This is a genomic window from Streptococcus sp. SO2, from assembly GCF_030440025.1.
In genome coordinates this window covers 1-25,192 of the sequence record NZ_JAQFJH010000023.1, presented here as the reverse complement: position 1 = coordinate 25,192, position 25,192 = coordinate 1, and the positions used below count along the sequence as shown (strand labels likewise).

Annotated in this window: 24 protein-coding genes, 1 tRNA gene and 1 rRNA gene; 1 reads left to right on the top strand and 25 read right to left on the bottom strand. The window is 39.9% G+C overall.

Annotated elements, in window-relative coordinates:
• The 4 genes from PCY17_RS11545 to pbp2a form a co-directional block, all read right to left on the bottom strand.
• Positions 1–59 (bottom strand): 16S ribosomal RNA (locus PCY17_RS11545); the annotation flags it as partial.
• A 242-nt stretch (positions 60–301) separates the two neighbouring features.
• A tRNA-Glu gene (locus PCY17_RS11540) sits at positions 302–373 on the bottom strand.
• Between the two features lie 79 nt (positions 374–452).
• Positions 453–911: a sigma-70 family RNA polymerase sigma factor gene (locus tag PCY17_RS11535; protein ID WP_049510075.1), complete on the bottom strand. Its 459-nt coding sequence runs from the start codon at positions 909–911 to the stop codon at positions 453–455.
• 172 nt (positions 912–1,083) lie between these two features.
• Positions 1,084–3,309 carry a penicillin-binding protein PBP2A gene (gene pbp2a, locus PCY17_RS11530; RefSeq protein ID WP_301395632.1) on the bottom strand — a complete coding sequence of 742 codons (2,226 nt, stop codon included), beginning with the start codon at positions 3,307–3,309 and terminating at the stop codon, positions 1,084–1,086.
• 88 nt (positions 3,310–3,397) lie between these two features.
• Between pbp2a and PCY17_RS11525 the strand changes: the two genes are divergently transcribed.
• Positions 3,398–4,273, top strand: coding sequence for an RluA family pseudouridine synthase (locus PCY17_RS11525; RefSeq protein WP_301395630.1), 876 nt, complete (start codon positions 3,398–3,400; stop codon positions 4,271–4,273).
• A gap of 74 nt (positions 4,274–4,347) precedes the next feature.
• Here PCY17_RS11525 and gap read toward each other — a convergent pair whose 3' ends face one another.
• The 21 genes from gap to rplQ all read right to left on the bottom strand — a co-directional run.
• Positions 4,348–5,358 (bottom strand): type I glyceraldehyde-3-phosphate dehydrogenase, encoded by a 1,011-nt coding sequence (gene gap, locus PCY17_RS11520; protein WP_045762475.1) that lies wholly within the window; start codon positions 5,356–5,358, stop codon positions 4,348–4,350.
• 266 nt (positions 5,359–5,624) lie between these two features.
• Positions 5,625–8,276: a bifunctional acetaldehyde-CoA/alcohol dehydrogenase gene (gene adhE / locus PCY17_RS11515; protein ID WP_301395627.1), complete on the bottom strand. Its 2,652-nt coding sequence runs from the start codon at positions 8,274–8,276 to the stop codon at positions 5,625–5,627.
• Between the two features lie 299 nt (positions 8,277–8,575).
• Complete coding sequence (locus PCY17_RS11510; RefSeq protein WP_049504892.1) at positions 8,576–8,989, bottom strand: MORN repeat-containing protein; 414 nt, start codon at positions 8,987–8,989, stop codon at positions 8,576–8,578.
• The gene (locus tag PCY17_RS11505; protein ID WP_301395634.1) at positions 8,964–9,419 is read right to left on the bottom strand and encodes a low molecular weight protein-tyrosine-phosphatase; all 456 of its coding nucleotides are present in this window, start codon (positions 9,417–9,419) and stop codon (positions 8,964–8,966) included. Before PCY17_RS11505 ends, PCY17_RS11510 begins: the two co-directional genes overlap by 26 nt.
• Before the next feature lie 48 nt (positions 9,420–9,467).
• Entirely contained in the window at positions 9,468–9,788 is a 321-nt protein-coding gene (gene yajC, locus PCY17_RS11500; RefSeq protein ID WP_000509386.1) for a preprotein translocase subunit YajC, read from the bottom strand.
• Positions 9,789–9,904: 116 nt separating this feature from the next.
• Positions 9,905–11,881: a transketolase gene (tkt, locus tag PCY17_RS11495; protein ID WP_301395625.1), complete on the bottom strand. Its 1,977-nt coding sequence runs from the start codon at positions 11,879–11,881 to the stop codon at positions 9,905–9,907.
• Between the two features lie 114 nt (positions 11,882–11,995).
• Entirely contained in the window at positions 11,996–13,087 is a 1,092-nt protein-coding gene (gene ulaG, locus PCY17_RS11490; protein WP_301395623.1) for an L-ascorbate 6-phosphate lactonase, read from the bottom strand.
• Between the two features lie 116 nt (positions 13,088–13,203).
• On the bottom strand, positions 13,204–14,877 hold the full coding sequence (locus tag PCY17_RS11485) for a transcription antiterminator (protein WP_301395621.1): 1,674 nt from the start codon (positions 14,875–14,877) through the stop codon (positions 13,204–13,206).
• A gap of 166 nt (positions 14,878–15,043) precedes the next feature.
• On the bottom strand, positions 15,044–15,751 hold the full coding sequence (locus PCY17_RS11480; RefSeq protein WP_075230987.1) for an L-ribulose-5-phosphate 4-epimerase: 708 nt from the start codon (positions 15,749–15,751) through the stop codon (positions 15,044–15,046).
• A gap of 1 nt (position 15,752) precedes the next feature.
• Positions 15,753–16,616: an L-ribulose-5-phosphate 3-epimerase gene (locus PCY17_RS11475; protein WP_301395617.1), complete on the bottom strand. Its 864-nt coding sequence runs from the start codon at positions 16,614–16,616 to the stop codon at positions 15,753–15,755.
• 3 nt (positions 16,617–16,619) lie between these two features.
• Entirely contained in the window at positions 16,620–17,285 is a 666-nt protein-coding gene (locus tag PCY17_RS11470) for a 3-keto-L-gulonate-6-phosphate decarboxylase UlaD (RefSeq protein ID WP_061863926.1), read from the bottom strand.
• A 16-nt stretch (positions 17,286–17,301) separates the two neighbouring features.
• Positions 17,302–17,787: a PTS sugar transporter subunit IIA gene (locus PCY17_RS11465; RefSeq protein ID WP_061863925.1), complete on the bottom strand. Its 486-nt coding sequence runs from the start codon at positions 17,785–17,787 to the stop codon at positions 17,302–17,304.
• A gap of 76 nt (positions 17,788–17,863) precedes the next feature.
• Positions 17,864–18,145 carry a PTS sugar transporter subunit IIB gene (locus PCY17_RS11460; protein WP_000241466.1) on the bottom strand — a complete coding sequence of 94 codons (282 nt, stop codon included), beginning with the start codon at positions 18,143–18,145 and terminating at the stop codon, positions 17,864–17,866.
• A gap of 23 nt (positions 18,146–18,168) precedes the next feature.
• Positions 18,169–19,626, bottom strand: a complete 1,458-nt coding sequence (locus PCY17_RS11455; protein WP_301395612.1) for a PTS ascorbate transporter subunit IIC — start codon at positions 19,624–19,626, stop codon at positions 18,169–18,171.
• A 130-nt stretch (positions 19,627–19,756) separates the two neighbouring features.
• Entirely contained in the window at positions 19,757–20,380 is a 624-nt protein-coding gene (locus PCY17_RS11450) for a ribonuclease P (protein WP_075228412.1), read from the bottom strand.
• A gap of 55 nt (positions 20,381–20,435) precedes the next feature.
• On the bottom strand, positions 20,436–21,392 hold the full coding sequence (gene jag, locus PCY17_RS11445) for an RNA-binding cell elongation regulator Jag/EloR (protein WP_049504883.1): 957 nt from the start codon (positions 21,390–21,392) through the stop codon (positions 20,436–20,438).
• Between the two features lie 14 nt (positions 21,393–21,406).
• On the bottom strand, positions 21,407–22,234 hold the full coding sequence (locus PCY17_RS11440; RefSeq protein WP_301395608.1) for a YidC/Oxa1 family membrane protein insertase: 828 nt from the start codon (positions 22,232–22,234) through the stop codon (positions 21,407–21,409).
• Positions 22,209–22,580, bottom strand: coding sequence for a ribonuclease P protein component (rnpA, locus tag PCY17_RS11435; protein WP_049510057.1), 372 nt, complete (start codon positions 22,578–22,580; stop codon positions 22,209–22,211). Before rnpA ends, PCY17_RS11440 begins: the two co-directional genes overlap by 26 nt.
• Positions 22,581–22,900: 320 nt before the next feature.
• Positions 22,901–24,238, bottom strand: a complete 1,338-nt coding sequence (locus tag PCY17_RS11430; protein WP_301395606.1) for a PFL family protein — start codon at positions 24,236–24,238, stop codon at positions 22,901–22,903.
• A 9-nt stretch (positions 24,239–24,247) separates the two neighbouring features.
• The gene (locus PCY17_RS11425; RefSeq protein WP_301395605.1) at positions 24,248–24,514 is read right to left on the bottom strand and encodes an ACT domain-containing protein; all 267 of its coding nucleotides are present in this window, start codon (positions 24,512–24,514) and stop codon (positions 24,248–24,250) included.
• Positions 24,515–24,980: 466 nt separating this feature from the next.
• The coding region (gene rplQ / locus PCY17_RS11420) for a 50S ribosomal protein L17 (protein ID WP_301395603.1) at positions 24,981–25,192 on the bottom strand (212 nt) is incomplete at its 5' end.

The window sequence follows — 25,192 nt, the reverse complement described above, 5'->3', positions numbered from 1 at the left end:
TGCATGTATTAGGCACGCCGCCAGCGTTCGTCCTGAGCCAGGATCAAACTCTCATTAAAAGTTTGAGTTCTCACTCATTTCTGTCACTGACAGATTTATTGTTTTTTTCATTGTTCAGTACTACAACTTCAGTTGTAGTGCCCTGCACATTGGTTCGTCTTGTTCAGTTTTCAAAGGTCTTTGTCACTCGCTTCTCTTAAGTGACAACTATATTAGTATATCACAGCCGCTTTCGCTTGTCAACACTTTTTTGAAACTTTTTTTAATTTTTTTCATCTAGTGTTTCATCTGTAACATACCATAGTCCGTACGGGATTCGAACCCGTGTTACCGCCGTGAAAAGGCGGTGTCTTAACCCCTTGACCAACGGACCAGAGTTGTTATTTTCAACTCTTACTATTATACCGACTTTTCTAACTTTGTCAACACCTTTTTTTAACTTTTTTTCAATTCTACTGAATTACTTCCTGTAACTCTTTCAGCATGGCTTTGCGGCCCTTGAAACGCTCATCTGCCCAGAGGAGTTCATAGGCTTCTTGCTTATCTTGTGGTAACTTTCTTCTATAACTATCCAACAATTCATGAAGGGCGTAGTAATCATCCAGCCACAATCCTCCTTCTGGTAGGCGATGGCTAATTTCCCCTACTTCTTCATAGGCCATACGGTCCAGGCGACGTTTTTGACTCTCTTGTTTTCTGACGCTATCTAGGATTCGATTGCGGAATTTTGTTTTGAAGTAGACGTAGAGTTTCTTTTCCTCTTCCACTAAGTCTGGTTGGGCCTCGAGGAGTTCATAGAGACAGATCAGTCCTTCTTGATCCCAATCCTCTTTTTCCCACAGGTGGAGATAATAATCTTTTCGGCATCTATGAACAATACCTTTTACTTTCTCATAATACTTTTCAAGCATTTGCTTTCCCCCTTTCTCTGCTTGTAGTATAGCAGAGAAAGGGGGAAAGAGGGGCTTTGATTTCTGTCTTGTGTTTTTTCAAGTCCAAGGTGTATCAGGAAGTATGAATACTGACAAGTGAGAATAAAAAAAGACAAAGATTTGAATCCTTGTCTTTTACCTTTTAAACGTTTTAGCGAAACAGATCTACAATGGTATCCCAGACAGTCTGAGCTTTTTCTTTAATTTTAGCATCCGAAAACGCTCTTCCTGCTTCATCGACCAGATTTTGCGCCCGTCCACGAATATCTGATAGTATATCATCAGACTGTGCACTAGTATCACTTGTAGTTTGTTTAGGTGTATTTTCTGGTGCAATGCCATTCATTTTATAAGCATTTTCAACTGTAAAAGTACTTCCTGGTGTATAAGGAAGAATTGTTTCTGCCATACTTCTAAAAATGTGAGCAGCACCATTCGAAGTCGAACCTGCTAAATAGTGATTTTCATCAGTAGTAGGGAAACCAAGCCAGTGGCTAATGACTAGATCAGGTGTATAGCCAATCACCCATTGATCACTCGTATATTCTGGATTGAAGGCAGCCTCTGTCGTTCCGGTTTTTCCAGCCATAACGTAATCATCTGGAGACGAACTTATCCCTGTACCATTTGTAAAAGTACCTAACATCATACTGGTCATTTTATCAGCTACCGATTTGTCAACCACTCGTTTTTGAGTATTTTTATGACTAGCAATCACTTGACCACTAGCATTTTCAATACGGGTGATAAAGTGAGCATCCGGCATGAGTCCTTCATTTGCAAACACTGCGTAGGCTTGGGCCATCTGAAGAGGGTTAGTTTCTACGCCACCACCTAAAGCTACTCCAAGCACACGATCTACATCGCTCATGTTGAGACCAAACTTTTCACCCGCTTCAAAGGCTTTATCAATTCCAAGTTCTTTAACAGTAGCTACTGCAGGTAAATTTAGAGATTTAGCCAAAGCTTGATACATGGGTACTTCTCGTGATGTCTTGATTCCTGCGTAGTTGTCTACTTTATAATCACCATATTGCATGGTATGATTATCCAACTCCTTATTAAGAGACCAACCCGCTTCAACCGCTGGCGTGTACACTATCAAGGGTTTAATAGTCGACCCTGGACTTCTTTTTGATTGGGTTGCATAGTTAAAATTCCTGAAACCTGTCTTATCATCCCCTGCCACTCGACCAACAACTCCTCGAACTCCACCTGTTTTTGGTTCTAATGCGACACTACCAGACTCTGCATGTGTTCCATCTTCAGCTGTCGGAAAGAGAGAAGTATTTTGGTAGATAACCTGCATATTTGCTTGGTAATTTTGATCTAGCTCCGTATAAATTCGATAACCGTTATTAACGATTTCTTCCTCTGTTAGATTATACTTTTCAATAGCTTCATTGACAACTGCATCAAAATAGGAAGGATAACGGTAGTCTGATATTTTCCCTTCATAACTATCTTTCAACTGAGAAGCCATATCAACACTTGATGCTTCTGCTTCCTTATTTTTATCAAGATAGCCGGCAGCCACCATATTTTGCAAGACAGTATCTCTTCGATTAGTTGAATGCTCAATAGAATTCAGAGGATTGTACAATTCTGGGCCTTTAAGCATACCTGCTAAAGTGGCGGCTTCATCAAGAGTTAATTCCGATGCCGAAACACCAAAGTACTTTTTACTAGCATCTTCAACACCCCAAACTCCATTACCGAAGTAGGCATTGTTCAAATACATGGTTAGAATTTCTTTTTTACTGTATTTTTTGGTTAATTCTAAAGCAAGAAAGAATTCTTTGGCCTTTCTCTGCACAGTTTGATCTTGTGAAAGATAAGCATTTTTCGCCAACTGTTGAGTAATTGTAGATCCACCACCCGAGCGACCAGCTGTTAGGATAGCTAGGAAAAAACGACCATAGTTAATTCCACTATTTTTATAGAAGCTTCTATCTTCTGTCGCAATTACAGCATTCTGCAAATCTTCACTAATTTCCGAGAGCTCAACGTAGGTTCCTTTTTGGCCTGACAAGGCACCAGCCTCATTCTCTTCTCTGTCAAAAATCACCGTTCGTGTTTTCAAAGCATTCTGCAAGTCTGTAACATTTGTCGATTTAGCCAAAGCAAATAGATAAACCCCAACAAACAAGCTTGCACTCAGTCCAAGAATTAGAAAGATTTTGTTCAGATGATAGCGACGCCAAAATTTTCGAATGGGTCCGACTTGCCCAGCTTTCTTTCGCCCACCTCTTGACCTTCTTAAATTAGTCGAGGTATTTTCTTTATTATTAACTTCATCGATTTCTATTTCTGCCATTTCAGATTCTTCTTTTTTAAATAAAGAAAGAAACTTTTCAAATAATGTATCTAATTTCATGCGTTTATTTTATCATCTTCCCCTTAGGAAGACAAGAATTTAGCTAGTTTCCCTATCCAAATAATCTATTTTTTGTTACAATATCTGTATGAAATTTACCTTTGTTATCCCTGATTCTCTTCCTGAAATGACTGTCAAAGTCTTCTTGGAGGAGCAACTACTCATTCCGAGAAAAATACGGCATTTCTTGAGAATTAAAAAGCACATTCTCATCAATCAAGAAGAAGTCCACTGGCATCAAACTGTCAAATCCGGAGATGAATGTCAACTGATTTTCGACGAAGAGGATTATCCTACAAAAGAAATTGTTTGGGGAAATCCTAATCTTGTCCAAGAAGTCTACCAAGACCAACATTTGATCATCGTGAACAAACCCGAAGGTATGAAAACTCACGGGAATCAACCAGAAGAAATTGCACTTCTCAATCATGTCAGCGCCTATGTAGGCCAGACTTGCTATGTTGTCCATCGGCTAGATAAGGAAACAAGCGGTCTCATCCTCTTTGCTAAAAATCCATTTATACTGCCCATCCTCAATCGATTATTGGAGAAAAAAGAGATTTCCCGCGAGTACTGGGCTCTGGTTGAGGGAAAAATAGGAACTAAAGAGCTTGTTTTTCGAGACAAAATCGGTCGCGATCGTCACGATCGTAGAAAACGGGTGGTGGATTTCAAAAATGGTCAATATGCTGAAACTCATGTAACTCGATTGAAGCAATTTCAAAACAAAACTAGCCTCATTCGTTGTCGATTAAAAACAGGACGTACTCATCAGATTCGAGTTCATCTATCTCACCACGGTCATCCAATCCTTGGAGACCCTCTCTACAATCCACATTCAAAAACTAAAAGACTAATGCTTCATGCATTTAAACTTTCCTTTGTCCATCCTCTGACCTTAAACAAATTAAGCTTTACTGCGCTATCAGACACATTTGAAAGAGAATTAAACCAAAATGGATGACACTATCATCCATTTTTTCTTATAGATACCAAAAAAAGCAAGACCAGTTGGCCTTGCTTTTATCGACTCAAGAATTATTTAGCGATTTTAGCGAAGTATTCAAGAGTACGTACAAGTTGTGCAGTGTATGACATTTCGTTGTCGTACCATGAAACAACTTTAACCAATTGTTTACCGTCAACATCAAGAACTTTAGTTTGAGTTGCGTCAAACAATGAACCGTAAGACATACCTACAACATCTGAAGATACGATTGGATCTTCTGTGTAACCGTATGATTCATTGGCTACTGCTTTCATAGCTGCATTCACTTCATCAACAGTTACATTCTTTTCAAGAACAACTACCAATTCAGTTACTGAACCAGTTGGTGTAGGAACGCGTTGTGCAGCTCCGTCAAGTTTACCGTTCAATTCTGGGATTACAAGACCAATAGCTTTAGCAGCACCAGTTGAGTTAGGTACGATGTTAGCAGCACCAGCGCGAGCACGACGGAGGTCACCTTTACGGTGTGGTCCGTCAAGAATCATTTGGTCACCAGTGTAAGCGTGGATAGTAGTCATCAATCCTTCAACAACACCGAAGTTATCTTGAAGAGCTTTAGCCATTGGAGCCAAGCAGTTTGTAGTACATGAAGCACCTGAGATAACTGTTTCAGTACCGTCAAGAACGTCGTGGTTAGTGTTAAATACAACTGTTTTAACATCTGATCCACCAGGAGCAGTGATAACAACTTTTTTAGCTCCACCTGGGTGCAAGTGTTTTTCAGCAGCTGCTTTAGTAGCAAAGAAACCAGTTGCTTCAAGAACGATTTCTACACCGTCGTTAGCCCAGTCAATTTGTTCTGGATCACGTTCAGCAGAAACTTTAACGAATTTACCGTTAACTTCAAATCCACCTTCTTTAACTTCCACAGTTCCGTCGAAACGACCTTGAGTTGTGTCGTATTTCAACAAGTGTGCAAGCATAACTGGATCTGTAAGGTCGTTGATGCGAGTAACTTCAACACCTTCTACGTTTTGGATACGGCGGAAAGCAAGACGACCGATACGTCCGAAACCGTTAATACCAACTTTAACTACCATTAGTGATTTCCTCCTTATGAAAATCATGAAAATTTTATTGTGAAAAGAGTAACTTGAATCACTACAAATCACCTTTCAACATACCTATTATATAACTATTTGAGTTTAATTGCAAGCGCTGGCCTTGTTTTTCTGATAAGCTTTGGCAATATTTTCATTTCTTTACTTAGCCTTGCAGCCTACTCCAATTCTATGCATTTCTTAATAAAAACATATTCTCTAAGCATAAAAAACCGAGGTTTACCCTCGGTTTGGCTGATAATCAATTATTTACGGCGTCCTGGTCTTTCTTTGTAACCATAGTATGCATCTTCGATGATTTCTTGCATATGGTCAACCATTGGAAGACGTGGGTTTGCAGGTGAACATTGGTCTTCATAAGCAAGGAAGGCCAATTCACGTGAATGTTCTTTCCATTCTTTTTCGTCAATACCTTGTGCTTTGAAGTTCATTTGGATACCTACGCGCTCACCGAGTTCGTAAACAGCTTTTGCGTAAGATTCAACCCCTTCTTCTGGTGTAGAAGCTGGAAGTCCAAGCATACGAGCGATATCTTGATATTTCTCGTCTGCACGGTAGTAGTTGTACTTAGGCCATGTAGCTGTCTTAGCTGGGCGAGTACCGTTGTAACGGATAACGTATGGAAGTAAGATTGCATTTGTACGACCATGGATTGTGTGGAATTGCGCACCAATCTTATGGGCCATTGAGTGAGAAATACCTAGGAAGGCATTGGCAAAGGCCATACCAGCGATTGTTGAAGCGTTATGCATTTTCTCACGTGAGTGGAAGTCTGCATTCTTAACTGAGCTTTCAAGGTTTTCGAATACAAGTTTGATAGCTTGAAGAGCAAGTCCATCAGTGTAGTCGCTAGCCATTTGTGATACGTATGCTTCAGTTGCGTGAGTCAATACGTCCATACCAGTATCCGCAGCTACAAATCCAGGAACTGTCAATACCAAAGCAGGGTCTACGATTGCCACAGTTGGTGTCAATGAGTAATCAGCGATTGGGTATTTACGGTTGTTTGCTTTATCAGAGATAACGGCAAATGGAGTTACTTCAGATCCTGTACCAGATGTAGTTGGAATAGCGATGAATTTAGTCTTCTTACCAAGCAATGGGAATTTGAAAGCACGTTTACGGATATCCATGAATTTTTGCACAAGGTCACGGAAGTCCACTTCTGGTTGCTCGTAGAAGAGCCACATTACTTTTGCAGCATCCATTGGTGATCCACCACCAAGAGCGATGATTGTATCTGGTTTGAAAGCACGCATAATCTCAGTACCACGTTCAACTGTAGTGATATCTGGATCTGGTTCTACATCAGCAAAGATTTGGTAAACAACCTTATTGCGACGAAGGTCAAGTTGTTCGATGATACGATCAAGGAAGCCAAGCTCTACCATAGCGTGGTCAGTAACGATCATGACACGCTCAACGTCACGACATTTTTGAAGGTATTGAATTGAATCACGTTCAAAGTATGTTTTTGAAGGAAGTTTCATCCATTGCATGTTATTTCTCCGTCTTCCGACTTTTTTGATATTCAATAGGTTAATGGCGCTAACATTATCCCCAACTGAGTTACGTCCGTAAGAACCACATCCGAGTGTCAATGATGGCAAGAAGGCATTATAAACGTCCCCGATACCACCGAAAGTAGAAGGTGAGTTACAGATAACACGAATAGCTTTAACAGCTTTACCAAATTCTTTAGTCAATTCTTCATCAGCAGTATGGATGGCAGCTGAGTGTCCAAGACCGTTAAATTCAACCATTTGACGAGCTTTAGAAATACCATCTTCACGGCTTTCAGATTTCAAAACTGCGATAACTGGCGACAATTTTTCACGAGTCAATGGCTCGTTTTCACCAACTTCTTTACATTCTGCGGCAAGAATGTTTGTTCCTTCTGGAACAGTAAATCCTGCTTGTTCTGCAATCCAAGTTGCTGGTTTACCAACGATGTCAGCGTTTAATTTTGCACCAGCACAGTTTTTGCTATTTGCTTTCACGCCGAAGCAAAACTCTTCAAGAAGTGCTTTTTCTTTTTTGTTTACAAAGTAAGTGTGATAAGATTTGAACTCTGCTACAAATTCATCGTAAATTTCTTTATCAATGATAACCGCTTGTTCAGATGCACAGACCATACCATTGTCAAATGATTTAGACATTACGATATCGTGAGCAGCTTGGCGGATGTTAGCTGATTTTTCAACATAAGCTGGAACGTTTCCGGCACCTACCCCAAGAGCTGGTTTACCACATGAGTATGCCGCTTTAACCATGGCATTACCACCTGTTGCAAGGATTGTTGCAATACCTTCGTGGTTCATCAATGCACTAGTTGCTTCCATAGATGGTTCAGTAATCCACTGTACACAGTTTTCAGGAGCACCTGCTTTAATCGCTGCATCACGAACGATTTGAGCTGCGTGAGCTGATGATTCTTGAGCTGATGGGTGGAATGCAAAGACAATAGGATTACGAGTCTTCAATGAAATCAACGCTTTAAAGATTGCTGTTGAAGTTGGGTTAGTTGTTGGAGTGATACCACAAACAACACCAACTGGTTCAGCGATAAGAGTCAATCCTGTTACATCATCTTCTTCGATAACACCAACTGTTTTAGTGTGGCGCATGTTATTTACCACGTGCTCACAAGCAAACAGGTTTTTAGTTGCTTTATCTTCAAATACTCCACGTCCTGTTTCTTCAAAGGCATGTAAAGCCAATTCTCCGTGAGCATCAAGTGCAGCAACTGAAGCTTTTGCTACGATATAATCGACTTGTTCTTGGTCAAGTTTACGCATTTCTTCAAGGGCAACTAAAGCTTTTTGCACCAAACCATCGACATGCTTTTCAGCAGCGAGTTTCTTTTCTTCTGGTGTTACAGTTTTTTTATCAGCCATATTTTCCTCCATAGCTTTCAAGGATTGTAAGTCCTTTGTTAATTTTTTCACAAGATTATTATAACTCTTTTTTAAACATTTGTAAACAGTTTCATGAGCATTTCACAAACTTTTTTGTTTGTTTGTGAAAATGATGTCAAACACCCTTTTGCAGATGCTTTTGAGGCACTTGTTTGTGAATGTTTTTAAAAAAGTTTTATTTTTCACAAACTTAATTGTAAAGAGCGGTTGGAAATGTCTTTTGTTTCCATGTAAGCGCTTTCTAGAGTTCTGGAAGAATACCTCCTTCTAGGAGGAGGTTATTGTGCTTGTTGAAATAAACCTTGTTTGAAATCCCCTTCATAGACTACTTCTTGTTCGGTAGTCAGCTTTCCTTTTCCTTCAGCTTGGCCATTTACAAAGTCTCCCTCATATACCCAACCTGCTTTAGCTTGGTAGGTACCTTTACCATTGAAGGCACCATTGCTAAATTCTCCAGTATAGGTATCACCGTTTGAGAAGGTAACAGTGCCCTGACCATTCATCTTACCACGAACTAGGCTCCCGTCATAAATAATAGCATCGTTATCAAGCTTAAGAACGCCCTGTTTTGGAAGATTGGTCAGAAATACGAGACCTGCACAGACAACAATGACGATCACTGTCGCAATTTCTAAACGGGGACGTGTTAAATAGACACTATATTTTTCATAGAGTTTTTTTAAATTTTCCATGTTCACTCTCATTTTCTAAGCGACTTAACCAAGCCTGGCAACCAGTTAAAACTCGGTCATAAGTTTCTTCAAAATCACCTGTATACCAGGGATCTGGAACGCTTTCAGATGCAAAAGGCTGTATCTTATATTGTTGATCCTGTGGACACATCTGATGCAAATCAGCGAGATTAGACTCATCCATCCCAATGATATAGTCAAAATACTCAAAATCTTTTTTAGAAATTTGTTGGGAAGTTTTCGAAGTATCATAAGGAACGCCATGACTTCGAAAGATGCCTTGCGTCCCTTTGTGGATTGGATTACCGTGTTCCCAGGAAGAAGTCGCTCGACTTTGAATCTCATATTTATCGGTCAGGGATTTCATTACAAATTCCGCCATAGGACTACGACAAATATTGCCAAGACAGACAAAGACAACATTTTTCATCATTGTTCCTCTCATTTATAGAAAAACGGGAATGCATTCCACCCCGTTTTATTCTTCAATAGCACTGCCTTCTTCGATAACTGCACCTTCAGGTGTGACAGCTTCTTTGACTGGCAAAACTGTTCTAATTGCACCTAATTCGAAAGTCAAGTATACTCCGTCTACATCAAGTACAATCGTTTTGTTTTCAGTATCAACTTCGTCGACTGTACCGTAGAGACCACCGATAGTGATTACTTCGTAGCCTTTTTGAAGTTTGTTGAGGCTCTCCATACGTTTTTCAGCTTGTTTCTTTTGAGAACGTTGCATGAAGAACATCAAGCCAAACATCAAAACAAGCATAATCAAGAATGTTAAATTCCCACCCATTATTTTTTCTCCTTTGTAATTCAGATAAAACTACTATATCAAATTTCACTTGTTTTTACAAGATTGCACCTTGATTTTAGGTCAATAAAAAACCAGAGCAAATGCCCTGATTTTTCTTATTTCAAGTTGTTTACAAGTTCTACTAAGTTTTCAACTGTAAATCCATATTCTGCTAAAACTTTTGGTGCTGGCGCAGACGCTCCAAAGGTATCAATACCGAGAACCGCTCCATCAAGACCAACGTATTTGTACCAGTTTTGAGTTGCTCCCATTTCAACCGCTACACGACGACGAACTGCATTTGGTAAAATCTCTTCTTTGTATGCTGCATCTTGTGCATCAAATACATCTGTAGACGGCATGCTGACTACGCGAACTTTTCCACCTTGACTTGCCAATTCTTTAGCAGCTGCAACAGCCAGATTAACCTCTGAACCAGTCGCAATCAAAATTGTATCAAAGTCTGCTGCATTTTCATATACAACATAAGCTCCTTTTGCAACTTTAGCAAAGTCTGTTCCTTCTTCAACAGTCAAGTTTTGACGAGTCAAGACAAGAACAGTTGGTGTTTTCTCGCTCTTCACTGCTTGATACCAAGCTGCTTGAGTTTCACGCGCATCTGCTGGGCGGAAAACATTAAGGTTTGGAATCGCACGAAGACCTGCCAAGTGCTCAATCGGTTCATGAGTTGGTCCATCTTCACCAACTGCGATTGAATCGTGAGTGAAGACATAAGTCACTGGAAGACCTTGTAAGGCTGACAAACGAACTGCTGCTTTAAGGTAGTCTGAGAATACGAAGAAAGTTCCACCATAAACTCGAAGTCCACCGTGAAGAGCCATTCCGTTCAAGACAGTACCCATTGCAAATTCACGAACACCAAACTGGATGTTGCGATTCAAGCGATTTGCATCATCTTGAAGTCCATCAGTTTTGATGTAAGTCATATTTGAATGAGCGAGGTCTGCTGATCCACCAAGGAAGGTTGGCAATTTAGCAGCTACTACATTCAAAGCATCCTGACTTGAGTTACGAGTTGCTTGAGAGAAGCCATTTTCTAAAGCTGGGAAGTCTTCTGGAGTCACCTCAACTGGATCACGTCCTTCGATGATTGCTTCCACTTCTGCAGCCAGTTCTGGGTGAGCTTCTTTATAATCTGCGACTAGTTTTGTCCATGCTTCATAGGCTGATGCGCCACGGTCTGCAACATTTTCTTTGAAATCAGCATAAACTTCTGCTGGGATTTCAAATGGTTCATAGTTCCAACCAAGTGCCTGGCGAGTTGCCGCAGTTTCATCCGCGCCAAGAGGGGCACCGTGTACGGCATTAGTCCCTTGTTTATTTGGAGAACCATAACCAATAACAGTTTTCACTTCGATCAAAGATGGTTTTCCTGAAGCCTTAGCTTCTTCAATAGCAGCATGAATAGCTTCTAAATCTGTTCCATCTTCTACCAAGGCTGTATGCCAACCGTAGGCATTGTAACGATCGCGAACACTTTCTGTGAATGAATCTTTTGTCTCACCATCCAAGTTGATATCATTTGAATCATAAAGAACAACCAACTTGTCAAGCTTTTGCAAGCCTGCATAAGAAGCAGCTTCACTTGAGACACCTTCCATCAAGTCACCATCTCCACAGATAACGTAAGTGTAGTGGTCAAAGATGTTATAACCTTCACGGTTGTACTTAGCTGCAAGGAAACGTTCTGCTTGTGCAAAACCTGTCGCAGTCGCAATCCCTTGTCCTAGAGGACCTGTTGTTGCATCAACCCCTGCTGTATGACCAAATTCTGGGTGACCTGGAGTTTTAGAGCCCCATTGACGGAAGTTCTTCACCTCATCCATACTCACATCTTCAAAACCAGAAAGGTGAAGGAGGGCATAGAGGAGCATTGAACCATGACCCGCTGAAAGAATAAAACGGTCGCGGTTAATCCAGTTTGGTTGGGCTGGATTGATACGGAGATTTTTTGTAAAAAGACTGTAGGCCATCGGAGCTGCACCCATGACTACCCCTGGGTGACCTGAGTTGGCTTTATTGATAGCGTCAATACCTAGAAAACGAATCGCATTAACAGATAGATTTGACATAGAATTTCCTTTCTCTTTGAGGTGATAGGTCTATCACATATTCTATTTGTACTATTATATGAAAATTATCCGTATCGTGCAACATACGGATAACCTCCAGAAAAAATTTTTATATTAAAGCAAGGCTTTGAATTGGATATTTGAGTCTTGTTCGAAGCAGTCATCAAAACCACGTGGATGATGGTATTCTATTAAGTGTTGGTCTTGAGGATAAGTGTATTTACCACCAACTTCCCAGATAAATGGATGGAAATCGTATTGCAAGCGATCTTTTCTCATTTTCCAAAGTTCTAGGATTTCATTCGTAGAAGCCATGAAGTTAGACCAGATATCATAGTGAACTGGGATAATGACTTTTGCACGAAGATTTTCTGCCATGCGAAGAAGGTCGATAGAAGTCATTTTATCTTGGATACCTACTGGGTTTTCACCATAGTTATTCAAAGCAACATCAATTTTGAAGTCTTTACCATGTTTTGCAAAGTAGTTAGAGAAGTGAGAATCCGCACCATGATAGATGGTTCCACCTGGTGTTTCAAAAACATAGTTAACCGCTTTTTGATCCATTTCTTCATCTGTAACAGCCAACCCAGCAAGTTCACCACCTGTTTCGTCAGCTCCATTTACTGGTAGAGTTACCAAGCAAGTACGGTCAAATGATTCTACTGCATGAATCTTCATGTCTTTTAGTTCGATAGTATCACCTGGCTTCACAACGATGATTCGTTCTTTTGGAACACCCCAGCCTTCCCAGATTCGACCACAATGGTAAGGACCGATAAACTTAACATGCTCTAACTTAGGATTGTTGAGAATCGCTGCAGCTGTGTATGGGTCGATATGGTCACTGTGGAAGTGTGAAACCAAGTAGTAGTCGAGTTCGTTGATAGCAAATGGATCAATAACCATTGGCTGAACACGCAAGTTTGGTTGCAATTTACGAACACCTGCCATATTTGCCATTTGGTGCCCACGAACCATATCTTTCACTTTTTTGGTTGATTTTCCACGGTTTGACCAAAGGTCCATGACAACGTTAGCACCACCGGGTGTTTTAATCCAAGTACCACAGTTGCCTAGCCACCACATGGCAAAGTTGCCTTCAGGCACGACTTCTTCTTCGATTTCTTCATTCAACCATGTTCCCCACTCTGGGAAAGTAGCTAAAATCCATGATTCTCTCGTAATTTCTTTTACGTTTGGCATTTGAAATCCTCCATATTTTGTTCAAGTATTTATTTCATACTTAGTATAACACCGACCGATATATTAAAAAAGACCAAGAAAAACACAGGTTTGTGTTCATCATTGGACTGTGATGTTTATGATTCATCTAAAAAAGCTTGGATGACTAATTCTTGGTTGATTAAAAGTTGAATTTCTTCTTGTAATTTTGCCGCAGCATGTTTATCCGATATATAGGTGCCGATAATGGTTGATAGATTTTCCTTGAAGGTTCGACCGTCTTTTCTGAGGACCTTATTCTTCATAAAGTCTGTCATGCGTAAAATATCTTCTGCCTCAAGTATAGGATTTACCTTTAAAACCGGGAAATGACTCTCAAGTTCATCGTTTGTTGTAAGTAGCAAATCAACCTGAGTAATATCCTCCACGCTTTTGAACTGCTCAGTGGTAAAGACTGCCCCTATCTGTTCATTTGGAAGATAGAAGCGGCATTGTTTAAGTAAGAGTTTAGAAACGCCCACTCCTTCATCACACACAATATAAATTTTCTTGGTATTGTTTTGAATCGATGGAGTATACTTTAAAAATCCTCCAACGTGAATGGTTAGATAGGCAATCTCATCATCCGTCAATCGAATCTGCCAGGCTTCTTCTAGCACTTCAGCACATTTTTTTGTAATTACGAAAAGCTCACTATACTTGGAACGAATCTGCCGAGTTAAGGGATTTTTTGAGAAGATTCCATAGTTTTTTCTAAATAGTAGAGCCTTACAATGAATCACGAGATTTCTCAACAAATCTTCTTTCTGTTCAATCTCCATTCTGGTTTGAGATTCAAAATACCAAATAAACTCTTCTAAAGCTCTTCTCAAATGTTGAAAATCTTTACTTTCTGCATGGATGTCTCGATCTTTTCGATAGGATAACAAAAGAATGGCTAACAGAGATCTATCTAATTCTGAAAATGAGATTCCAAACGTTTCAAACAAGCGCTCTCCTAGTTTTTTGGATACCTGATATTCAATTCTCTTTCGAATCAATGAAAACTCTTGCTCAATTTCTTGGTGTTTGTCCTGATTATGAGTAACGGTATCACATCCAAGTAGAAGATAGGGGAGGACCTGTAACATAAAAGTGACTTCGTGATGGTTTATTTTTTTCCCCAAATCCTGCTCAACCAATGGAACCTGTTTTTTGAAAAATTGATTGACCTCATCGGAAAGAAGCATCTCACCGTCTAATCGTTCCTTGATTTTTTCCTCTAAAATAGCAACAAAGGCTGGATTTTCCTCCATAAAGATATGATAGAGAAGGGATTGAAGATACTGGATTTTATTAAGAGGATGTGCATTTAGATAGTAACCTCGAGATTTACTAACTTGAAGCGTTACTTGATACTGCTCTAGTGTCAGCTGGTAACGAATAGTATTTAAATCATTTAGGACCGTATTCCGAGAGACTTCTGTTAATTCCATGAGTTTTTCAAGCGTGATTCTCTCTTTAGAAATACCAATCAGAAGGAGCATCAGCTGCATCCGCTCGTTGGCACTCATGATGTAATCATAAGAATCAACTTCGTCTAATAATTGACGACAAGCTTCTCTTTGTTCATCGGTCAAGTAAATACCAATCCGAGGCAGACTGATGATATGCAAATTCTCATCGTCCAAAGCATCATTGATTTTATCAATGTGATAGTAGATTTTTCTTCGAGATTGAGCTAGATCTTTCGAAATCGTCATAATCGTTTTGGACGTTTCTTGATCCATCAAATATTGAAGCAAGTCACAGCTCGCCTTATCTAAAACCATAATTCATACTCCTCTATTTGTCAATCGCTTCCAAAACAACTTTATAATGGTATCACATTCGTACAGACTTTGCAATTATATGCTGTAAACTCCTAACAGTGGATACTGACAACTACAAAAGCGAGGCTTGGATCGAAAGGTCCTAGCCTCTTTTCAATTCAATTTCTTATTTCTTTTGACCGTAATAAGCATTTGGTCCATGTTTACGTTGGTAGTGTTTTTCTAGGATGTACTGAGGAGCAGGTTCAACCCTTGGATTGATTTGCTCTGTGAAGCGATTCATCTTAGATACTTCCTCTAGTACAACAGAGTGATAGACAGCATTCTCTGGATTTTTGCCCCAGGTGAATGGACCGTGATTACGTACGACAATCCCTGGTACTTCAACAGGGTTGAGACCACGACGTTCAAACTCTTCTACGATAACCAGGCCAGTATCTTTTTCATAGGCAACTTCTACTTCATCCTTAGTCAAACTACGAGCGCAAGGGATTGAACCGTAGAAATAATCCGCATGGGTTGTTCCATAGAAAGGAATATCACGACCTGCCTGAGCCCAACCAACGGCTTCAGTCGAATGGGTATGGACCACACTAGCAATCTCTGGCCAAGCCTTATATAACTGCACATGAGTTGGAAGGTCAGAAGATGGTCTTAAATCTCCTTCTAGAACCTTGCCATCCAGGTCAGTTACCACCATATTTTCAGGTGTCAATTCGTCATAATCCACACCTGATGGTTTGATAACAATGACACCGAGTTCGCGATTGACTTCCGATACATTGCCCCAGGTAAATTTAACAAGTCCATGTTTTGGCAATGATTGATTGGCATCACAGACTCGTTTACGCATATCATTAATTACTTGATTCATCTTACATCAGACCTGCTTTCTTAATAAGTGGGTAGAGAAAGGCTTGGGCCTCTTGAATGGCTGCGCGTGTTTCTTCTACAGTTTCACAATTTTCAGACCACATTTCGATTAGGAAAGGACCATTATAATTGGTTTGCTTTAAAATATCGAAAGCTTCTTCCCATTTGACACAACCTTGCCCGAAAGGTACATCACGGAATTGGCCCTTTGAACTTTCTGTCACTGCATAAGTATCCTTGAGATGGAGAGCTGCAATGGCATGATGGCCGAGATAAAATTCACTGTAAACATCATTATGCCAGGCAGATACATTACCAATATCTGGATAGACAAAGAGGTATGGAGAGTCAATTTCTTTCTCTATAGCCAAGTATTTTTCGATGCTATTGACGAAAGGATCATCCATAATTTCAATAGCAAGTACCACCTGAGCTTCTTCAGCCCAGTCACAAGCTTTTCTCAAATTTTTGATAAAACGTTGGCGTGTTTGGGTAGACTTTTCCTCATAGTAAACATCGTAACCAGCTAATTGAATCGTACGAACTCCCAAATCTTGAGCTAATTCGATACATTTTTTCATGAGTTCCAGAGATTTTTCCTCTAGAACTGGATCATTCGATCCCAATGGGTAACGACGATGGCCTGAAAAACAGATAGAGGGAATACGAACACCAGTTTCATAAATCGCTTTGACAACTTCCAAGCGCTCTTCCTTGCTCCAGTCAAGTCTTGCTAAGCGCTCATCACGTTCGTCAATAGACATCTCGACAAAATCAAAGCCTAACTCCTTAGCGAAATTTAAACGTTCTATCCAAGTAAAGTGGGTCGGGGTTGCCTTTTCATAAATTCCAATTGGACGTGCCATGGTTTACCCCCAAATCCGTTTGATTTCATCCTTGAAGGCACGCGCTGCTCCTGCTGGATCCGCAGCCTCCGTAATTCCACGACCTGCGATAAAGGTAAAGACATCAACACCTTCAAAGAGTTTGAGAGTATCTACATCTAGACCACCTGTTACAGAAACTCGGAAGCCCATGTCAATGAGTTTTTTAACCTTATTAAGGTCTTTTTCACCCCAAGTTTCACCAGCAAGAAGGGCATCACGAGATTGGTGATAGATAGCTTGTGAGATACCTGCATCTAGCCAAAGCTGAGCTTGTTCAAAAGTCCAATCACCATAAAGCTCGATCTGGATTTCGCCTCGGTCCCCACGTTCAGCCTTGATAGCCTTTAGAGCTGCTTCCATAGTAGGGATGGTTGCACAACAGATACAAGTCATCCAATCTGCTCCACGAACGGCATTATTTTTGGCAACTGTTCCACCAGCATCAGCACATTTTGTATCTGCCACAATAATCTTATCTGGGAAAAGGCTACGCAAGACTTCAACCAGTTCACTTCCAACTTGAAGCAAGCAAACAGTTCCAGCTTCGATAATATCTACTTCGTGACCAACAGAAACAGCTGCTTTAATCGCTCCTTGCAAGTCTGAATGGTCTAATGCAACTTGTAAATTAGGTATTCTTTTTGTCATTTCTTTATTCCTCTTTCTAACTTTCCAAATCCAATCCTTCAAGATAAGGGCTATCCTTAGATTCTTCAATCATCGCTAAGACATCTTCTTTAGTCTGACAAGCCTGTAAACGTGCAATAGAATCTTCTAATTCAAACAAGGCAATAATTTGTGGAATGGCTACACTTGTGTGAATTTTTGAGCTTGTTGCTGCTAATGCAAGCAAAACAGAAACCTCTTTCCCATCTGAAAATACAACAGGATTTTGTAAGGTAATCAATGAAAAGGCATCTCTTTGCACTCCAGCTTCTGGTCTAGCATGAGGCATGGCCATACCTGGCATTAAGATATAGTAAGGGCCATACTCTTCAGTAGATTCGATGATAGCATCGTAATACTCTGGCAAAATTGCCCCACTTTCAATCAAGGGATCTACTGCTACCTTGACTGCTTCTTTCCAATCGTTAGCCTCTAACCCTAGTCGGATCGAGTCATTGTCAATTAAAGCTTGTTTTAAATTCATATCTGCCTCCTTTATTTAAAGAGGGAGAAGGACAGAAACGATAACTCCCAGTTTCTGTCCAGCCCCCTCCAACCTTTTACTGTAGTGCTTGACTGAGTTTTTCAGTGATTTCTTTATCATCCATCAAGTTGTCAAGCCCGATTAACTTCCCATTAGTCCGACCTTCCAATTCTTGGATCAAATGAAGAGAAGCGATTACGATGTCATAGCCTGCTGCTAAACCTTTTGCTTCACCAACACTGCATGAATTGACTGTAAAGTCTGTTTGATTAAGCTTACGGAGGGCATTTTCAACCTTCATCTTGATAACCATAGATGAACCCATTCCATTTCCGCACGCTGCTAATACTTTAACCATTTTATTTTCTCCTTTTCTAGAAACTATGCTTCTTCTTGAACTTCACCGTTGTAGTATTTTTCTTTATCTTTTGCTTTGGCAAATTGAAGTTGAGGAATAACGAGCAAGAAGAGACACACAAGTACATAACCAACAATACCGAGGTATTTAAAGATATAGCCAAATCCAAGCCATGGGAATTCAAAGTCGATATTTCCATGGTAACCACCGTAAGATGCTAAGTCGAGAAGGGCTACACATAGAGCTCCTAGGGCAACTTGAAGGACACCTGAAATGAAGGATAGGATAACGGCTGCTTTCCATCCGCCACGCTTATCAGCATAGACCGCGATGGCTGCATTATCAAAGAACACTGGTACAAATCCTGTAATAATAAGGACAGGGTTTTTAAAGACGATAAGCAAGACAATTGTAATCAATTGACCAATCAAACCAAAGGCAAATCCAGACAAGACCGCGTTTGGAGAACCGAATCCATAAGATGCTGCAACGTCAACTGCTGGGAATGAACCTGGCAACAATTTGTTTGAAATACCTTGGAAGGCATTTGTCAACTCAGATACGAACATGCGGACACCTTGCATCAAAACGAACAAGTAAACAGAGAAGGTGAAAGCTGTTTGGATAATGTACATAAAGAAATCTTGTTTAGCAGGATTGAATAGAGTTCCTGAAGTGATGACTTCTTTATTAGACATAATATCTGGACCCAAGATTAAAAGAATGGCTCCGAAGAATACGAGCATCAAGGTAGCAGATGCAACAACAGTATCATGGAAGATTGAGAGAAACTTAGGCAATTTAAGATTGTCTAGACTTTCTTCTTTCTTACCAAAGCGTCCTGCTACTTTATCTACAAACCAAATTGCAAATTGTTGTTGGTGACCAATCGCAAATCCGCCGCCACCAGTCAAGCGTTGAGTTGCCTCAACAGTCATATTTGAACTAACTGCCCAGTAAAGGCCACAGATGATACCGATTGCTGCTGTACCATAAGCATTGCGCAATTGTGGAACTAAGAATAGAACCATAAGAGATACAGTCGCAGCTTGTTGTACCATGATGTGACCAGTAATAAAGAGGGTTCTTACTTTCGTAATCTTGCGAAGAGCTACAAGCAAGATATTCACTCCAAATCCAATCAAGAGAGCTGTAGTTGCAGTTCCAACGAAATCTGGAAACTCTGCTGCAATTTTGTTGTTTGCTGCAGCAAGTCCAAAGTAAGGGTCGATAACCGCTGCACCAATTTGGAATTTGTAGTTAAGGGCTGCCAAGATTGGACGGAAAGTTGTAACCAAACCACCAGCACCCACGTTGAGCAACATATAGCCTACTGTTGCTTTAACGAAACCTGAGAAAACATCATGAGCAGGTTTTTTCAAAAGTGCATATCCTATCAACACCAATATACCTACGAAAAATGCGGGATTCTGCAAAATATTGCTAGAAAACCAATTTAGAACACTTGAAATGACTTCCATAATTGTTCTCCTTTTGAATTGTTTTTGTAAGTTTATTATATAATGTGAAAACGGAAACAAAAAGACCAAGAATTACACAGCGGACTGTTCACTCTTGGACTGTATGATTTATGATATTTTACGGCTTATCTTATTTTCTCGTAGCTAGATAAAAGGGAAGAATTGTTTCATAAGATTCCAGTAGGACTTCTAGGATTTCTTCTTCAGATGAATTTTCGGCCACTGGAACATCTATCTTCACCAAAACTTTTCGGACTTCCTGATGGGATAGTTTTTCTCTTAAAATTTGACGATTTTCCTCAGTAGCCTCCATCTTGTGACTTTCTCCATTTGAGTAGACTAGATAGTAAATTCCGTCTAATACTGGAACTTCTAGGACCTTGGCCTGCTTGTCTAAAGTTTTATCATCCTTCTTACGTTCTATAAAACTCACTTCTAGTGAAACTCCAAAATCAGAAGGGCTTCCATATAAACGAAGAGCCAACATAGGCTCTGTCACTTCTCCCTCACGCTGTAGATAGGCCCAGAAATGCGGTCGCAAACGTTGGGCTTGATTCATCCACTGACTCGTCCCTTGGAGATCCCATTCTGGATGTCTTTCTTGAAAAGCCTTGGCTAAGTGTGTAAAGGCCTTTCTGGCCTTCTGCCCCTTGCTCCTCAAATAAAGCATTTTTTCAGCTTCTTGACCTGCCCTCTCGGGTTTTTGATACTGTAAACCAGAGTAAGCTAGATATTCTCTCATTGTATTCAACATAGGATCAACCTCCCTTAGCTAGCAAAAAATCAGGATGCCCCTGATTTTGCTTTGATTATTCTGTATCAACCACAACGTAACGATTTGGCTCATCACCTTCTGAATAACTAGTGACACCCTCCATACGTGAAATAATACGATGGATGATTTTGCGTTCGCTGCTAGACATTGGATCAGTCACCTGACTACGCCCCTCTTCTAGGACACGTGTAGCTAATTTCTGTGCATAGCTCTGCAAGACTTCTGCACGGTGTTCTACATAATCATTAACATTGATGGTAATATAGAAGGTTCTTGAATAGCGGTTATAAAGATAATTTTGCGCTAAAAGCTGGAGAGATTTCAAAACCTTACCATGGTAACCGATAATACGACCCGGTTCATTGGTATCAATTTGCATATTGATAGAACGGCGATTTGAGGTACTTGAAATTGCTCCCTCAACATCCATATCATCAATAATACCTTGAACATAGTTGGTCACTTCTTCGACCACCTGGTCAATATCATAGGTCGGTTCAATCTTCAAACCTAGATTTTCTAAATCATCATTCTGCTCGACTTCTTCCTGTTCTTTAGATTCTTCTGGCAGTAAATCTTTTAGAATAGCAATATGACCAGTCTCCTCTAAAATTGTACTAGCTTCTTTCTCATTTTTAAGAATTTCGGCCTTAACTTCTTCAGAGATCCCTTGTCCTTCTTCCTCGATTTTCTTGATTGCTTCAACAACATGCCCTAAGTCTACTGTTGCTTCACTAACAGTCTTAACGGGTTCGTTCTTAGCATTAACTTCCTTTGGAACTCCCTTAACTGCTTGCTGATTTGCCTTCACAACAGTTGTCTCACTAATTGCTTCGATATCAACTTGCGCTGGTTTCTTCCCAAAAAGGCCAAAGAAACCTTTTTTCTCCCTTGAGACAACCTTGATATGCGCCTTCATTCTAGGAATCCCCAATTCCTTCAATCCCGTTTGGATCGCTTCCTCAACAGTTGAACCTGTAAATAATACCATTACAAGATTCCTCCTTACTTTTTCTTTTTCTGTGCTTTCTTGAGAGCTTTTCTCTTCTTGATTTCTAAATCCTTCTTAGCCTGTACTCCTGCCTCACGCTCTGCAATAATCTTAAATGGATTGTTGAGTAGATAGGTTTGGAGCACCTGATAAGCATTGGATACCGCCCAGTATAAGGCAACTCCACTTGGTGAATACATGGCAAAGAAGAAAATCATGACTGGCATTGCATACATCATTCCTGTCATAGCACCATTTTTCTCAACCATGGCCTTATTGGATAACCAGGTGCTAAGGAAAGTAAAGATAGCTGCCAGAATAGGCAAAACAAAAGTCGTATCAACACCACCAAGGTTAATCCATAAGAAATGACCCGTTTTTAGAAATTCTACCCTACTCAAAGCTTGGAACAAGGCCAACAAGACTGGCATTTGGATTAAGATTGGCCAAAGAGAAGCTGACTGCTTCACACCATGTTGCTTGAACAACTGACGCATTTCTTGATCCAGCTTGGTACGGCTTTCCATATCCCGTCCCGGATAACGTTCTCGCAACTCCTTAACCAGTGGTTGTACTTCTTGCATCTTTCTAGATGCCACCATCTGTATCTGAAAGACTGGTAAAAGAATGGTTCTGATTAAAAGGGTAAATAAAATAATCCCCAGACCAATACTTGTATCAAATGATAAAAAGCGAATAGTTTCAGCAAAAAAATAAACAAATTTACTCCAAAAACCTGTTGATTCAGCTGTAATCTCACTCGGCGTACCACTAGCTGTGCAGGCGCTCATCACAAACAAAGCAAGTACCATTAAGCTAGTCAACTGTAATTTCTTTTTCACTCCCAATTCCTTCCTGGTAAATCTTTGATAACTTTAATACGTGAAGCAGATTTTTTTCCATTTCCGCGTAGTCCAAGATTTCAACACCTTTTCGAGCAATCACAACAAAATCTACGTTTTCAACCAGCTGATTTTTATGTTCAATCAGAATATGTCGAATTCTTCTTTTGATCTGATTTCTCATGACAGCGTTTCCCAATTTTTTGCTGACAGACAGACCAACTCGAAAATGCTGTTCATTATTTTCTAATCGATAAATAACAAATTTACGATTAGCAAAACTCTTCCCTTCTTTAAATATTGCATTAAAATCTTTCTCTTTTTTTACACGAAAGCGTTTTTTCAAAATTTAACTCCATCTATTAAAACTACTACTATTATACCATAATTTTTCAAAAAGCCAATCATAGCAAGGTTTTAGCACATTTTACAGAATGAAAAAACTAGTTTTATCCTTTAAATCATCTTATTTTTGAACAAATTTACAAATTTGAACATGCTACTTTCTCTTGAGATAAAACAAAAGTCACCCTTTGGAGTGACTTTTGTAGGAGATTATTATGAAAAAGTTAGGATTTTAATTAAATAAAGTTAGGAGGTCTTTATTTAATAATAGTAGTATACAGGTCTATCCTTAAATCCAACTTAAACAGATTCCACTTCTTTTTAATTTTTAAAACTATGGATTGGAGCCGGGATTTGTCCTCCACGTGCAATAAAATCAACAGATGATGCACCGTTGACCTTCATGACTGGAGCTGTTCCTAAAAGGCCACCAAACTCAATCATATCGCCTTCTTTTCCTTTTGGAATAATACGTACAGCAGTTGTTTTCATGTTGATGACTCCGATAGCAGCTTCATCCGCAATCATTGCCGCAATCGTTTCTGCAGGTGTATCCTCAGGAATGGCAATCATATCCAAACCAACTGAACAGATAGCTGTCATAGCTTCTAATTTTTCCAAATTAAGGGATCCGTTTTGCACTGCAGCAATCATCCCCTCGTCCTCAGAAACTGGAATAAAAGCACCTGACAAACCACCAACTTGGTTGCAAGCCATAACTCCGCCTTTTTTAACTTGATCGTTCAGGAGAGCCAATGCAGCAGTCGTTCCATGAGTCCCAACTGTCTCTAGCCCCATTTCTTCAAGAACACGAGCTACAGAATCACCCACTGCTGGAGTTGGAGCTAAACTCAAATCGACAATCCCAAAATCAACTCCGAGGCGCTCACTAGCCATTTGACCAACCAATTGACCAATACGGGTAATCTTGAAAGCTGTTTTTTTAACAGTTTCAGCAACAACATCAAAGCTCTGACCTCGAACTTTTTCCAAGGCACGTTTGACAACACCCGGTCCTGAAACACCTACATTGATGATGACATCTGCTTCACCTACACCATGAAAAGCGCCTGCCATAAAAGGATTGTCCTCTACCGCGTTGGCAAATACAACCAATTTAGCCGCCCCCATATCAGATAAAGAAGCCGTTTCCTTGATAATGCGTCCCATATCCGCTACTGCAGTCATATTGATGCCCGATTTGGTAGAACCGATATTTACTGATGAACAAACCTTATCCGTTTCTGCCAATGCACGAGGAATGGAGTTGATAAGGATTTTATCACCTTTTTGATAACCCTTTTGTACCAAGGCTGAAAAACCACCAATGAAGTCAACACCAATTTCTTTCGCAGCTTTATCCAGTGCTTTAGCTAAGACTACATAATCCGTCGCATCGGTAGCAGCACCAATCAAGGAAATTGGAGTAACTGATACCCGTTTATTTACGATGGGAATTCCCAGCTCAGCCGCAATTTCATCCCCAACAGCCACTAAATTAGCTGCTTTTGTAGTAATCTTTTCATATATTTTATCCGCAGCACGATTGATATCTGGATCGATACAGTCCAAAAGGGAAATCCCCATGGTAATGGTTCTAATATCAAAGTTTTGCTCCTCAATCATAGCGATTGTTTCGGTAACTTGTCTAATATCCATAAATACCTCCTAGATATTGTACATAGCATCAAAAATAGCCGCACTTTGAATATTGATTTTGACATTCAAAGTCTGACCAAAAACCTCAAATTCGTTTCTAAGATGAGTAAAATCTTGTGTTTCATCACTAGATACCACAGCCATCATTGTAAAGAATTCGTCCAAGACTGTTTGCGAGATATCATCAATATTTAAGCCTAATTCAGCAATTTTTGTCGCAACACCTGCAACAATTCCAGATTTATCTTTACCAACAACAGTAATAATAGCTTTCATGATTAAACTCCGTTTCTAACACAGAACGATATCCATTTCGGCCAAAAACAAAATAAAAAAGGGGGGATAGAGTAACTAAATTACTTAATAGTGAACGATTATCCAAGTTGAAACCCTAAAAAATCTCTTAGTTGATCTTGTACCAGACTAGTATTTTTTTTACCAAGTCGCTAGTTTAGAACTTGAAACTGATAGTATATTAGCTCATAACCTCTTTATAGAATATTTTTGAAAAAATGAACATTGTTGATTTTCTTTTTCAATAGTATAGCATATTTTCTAATAAAATACTCAAAAACGCCTGCTTACGAAATTGTTCTTTAGTAAAAAACAATTTCGTAAACAAGCGTCTACCTTATCATCTTATGATGAGTGTTCCCGCTAGGACATAAGTCCTAGCGGTAGACCAGAGCTAGACTAAGAGCACAAGACTCCATCATCATAACACTCAACAAAATTGATGATTTTATACTAATTCGATGATTGCCATTGGCGCTGCATCACCACGACGTGGTTCAGTTTTAAGGATACGAGTGTATCCACCGTTACGCTCAGCATAACGAGGTGCGATTTCTGAGAACAATTTTTGAAGTGCTGTAGTAGAAGTGTACTTATCAGTTGCTTCATCATAGTTTTCAGATGCGATTTCATTACGTACGAAAGCAGCTGCTTGACGAC